General features: G+C 45.5%; 2 protein-coding genes. One reads left to right on the plus strand and one right to left on the minus strand.

All coding sequences use genetic code 11. The features are described from left to right. A partial coding sequence (locus QA601_18770; GenBank protein ID MDG5817146.1) for a hypothetical protein occupies positions 1-289 on the plus strand: 289 nt, incomplete at its 5' end. A 1,186-nt stretch (positions 290-1,475) separates the two neighbouring features. On the opposite strand, the gene QA601_18775 is transcribed toward QA601_18770, so the two are convergent. After that, positions 1,476-2,312: a mechanosensitive ion channel gene (locus QA601_18775; GenBank protein ID MDG5817147.1), complete on the minus strand. Its 837-nt coding sequence runs from the start codon at positions 2,310-2,312 to the stop codon at positions 1,476-1,478. Positions 2,313-2,370 lie beyond the last annotated feature (58 nt).

A 2,370-nucleotide genomic window follows, 5' to 3' on the forward strand; every position in this document is an offset into this window, starting at 1 on the left:
CCTTTTTCCCACAAATCTCGATAACATCAACAAATATCCCGCGCTTTCAGCGCTTGGGATCTTTTTTCGCGCCTGCACCCGGGGCTGCGCCAGAAGACTGGCTTACCCCGGGCTCTTAAATTGCGCGCTTTCAGCGCTTAAGAGGGAGATCAAGGCCAAAGAAAGTATCATCTACAATAGAAGCCGCCCTGTTGAGCAGGAAGGAGAAAGGAACAATCCTTCTACAAAAACCATAGATCATGCAAATACGTCTGTTAGCCTGATTAAACCGATGGGAATTAATATATAATACCCCAAAGGGGTTTTCTATATTAGCCCCAGGTTTCCTACCTGGGGAAATGTGGGACGGCATGACCGCAAGACAAGAATTCCAATTTCCCCCTTCCTTCCCGAGATCATAGCCCAAGGGTCCCCCCAAACGGGTCCCTTCACGCTTTCACCATTGACGCCCGGGGGTGACCCAGTCTATCGCCTTTAGCCCCATAAAATCCTTTTTCCCACAAATCCCGATAACATCAACGATTATATAGCGCTTTCAGCGCTTGGGATCTTTTTTCGCGCCTGCACCCGGGGCTGCGCCAGAAGACTGGCTTACCCCGGGCTCTTAAATTGCGCGCTTTTAGCGCTTATGAGAAAGATCAAGACCAAATTCCGTTCTCCTTAGCTAAAAAAAACGTAGGAGGCCCATATAAATCCTGCTATAAATAATGCACCGTTAGAAAGTCGTCCTTTCAGGACGAGGATCAATCCCCTTGATTTCCCACCAGGGGTTAAAACGCCTGGCTGTGCTGAGTGCAGCCGAAGCATGGATTGTCCTTACAGGACATGTTCCTCCGTGAAGATCGAATAAGAGCCCTATCAGCCAAGGTAAGAAAATTTTGCAGGTTATTATAGTGCCAGTGTATCTTCTAAGGCAGGAAACGTCTCAGGAATCCTGCCAACACCAAGGCCCGGTACGTTGATATAATACCCCAAAGGGGATTTCTATATCAGCCACAGGTTTCCTACCCGGGGCGATCTTTGATCATTGAGCAGGAAAAGGAAAAACAAAGATGGATAGTTACTATTTGCTTAATAGTGAAAAAATATTATAACAGTTACGCCTCTCGACTACGCTCGAGGAACTGCTCAGGCAAACGGCCGGGATGAGCCTCTCCCCCCTGTAGAACCAACTGCAAGAGATTACCACAATGCCTAAAATAATGACACTGCTCTGGAGTCCCTGCCCTGTAAGGGCAGTCCATTTATAGCCAGGTCTTTTAAGGCCTGGTCTCTATAAAATCCCATTCCCCTTCCTCCCCGCGATCATAGCCCAAGGGTCCCCCCAAACGGATCTTTTCACGCTTTTACCATTGACGCCCGGGGGTGACCCAGTCTATCGCCTTTAGCCCCATAAAACCCATCCTGTTATCTTCAGTTAGTAATTATGTTATCGCCTTTAGACCTACAATTGGGAAACAGCTCTATCACCAAACCTATACAAGCTGCTCCTCTTTGTTTTTAGAGTTAACCTTGTGTATATGCAAATCGCGCTGCGGGAACGGGATAGATATACCTTCAGCGTCAAAGCGCTTTTTAATAGTTTCCTGCAGTGAAAAGAATACGTTCCAGTAATCAGTTGTTTTTGTCCAGGGACGTACAACAAAATTTACGCTGCTATCTCCTAATTCAAGAACTCCAATTACAGGAGCAGGTTCTTCAAGGACGCGCTCATCACTGTCAAGAATCTCTTTAAGTACTCTCTTAACCTTATCAAGGTCATCACTGTAACTGACCCCTGCAATAATATCCACCCGTCGTATTTCTCTTGCGGTATAGTTAATGATATTATCGTTGGTTATTTTCCCGTTGGGCACAATGATTCTTTTGTTGTCAGGAGATTTCAATTCGGTGGTGAAAATCCCTATCTGTTCAACGGAACCTGCTACCCCTGCGCCTTCAATATAATCACCAACCTTAAATGGTTTAAACATGATAAGAAGGAATCCGGAAGCAAAGTTGCTCAGTGATCCCTGAAGAGCCAACCCCACAGCGAGTCCCGCGGCACCCAATATCGCCACAAATGATGCAGTCTGCACGCCCAGTTGGCTAAGCGCGGCAATGATCACGAAAATGATCATAAATACATAGCTTAAACTGGCAATAAAAGAGACAAGCGTGTCTTCAATGTGCCCTTTTTTAAGTACCCGTTTTAAAAATCCCCGAACAAGCTTTGCCGAAAGCAAACCAAAGATTAGTATCGCCACAGCAGCAAGAACTCTAAGTCCGTAAATCACTAATAATCCCTGAAATCTTAAAACCAACTGATCCATCAAACTACTCCTTTTACCTGCCCCGAAAAAATGTGATAATTAGCTAATTTAAAAATAC

The organism is Chitinispirillales bacterium ANBcel5, assembly GCA_029688955.1.
GTDB classification, from domain to species: Bacteria; Fibrobacterota; Chitinivibrionia; order Chitinivibrionales; family Chitinispirillaceae; genus Cellulosispirillum; species Cellulosispirillum alkaliphilum.

Coding starts and splice junctions, on each gene's coding strand:
- QA601_18775 (MDG5817147.1), bottom strand. CDS start 2,312: ATGGATCAGTTGGTTTTAAGATTTCAGGGATTATTAGTGATTTACGGA.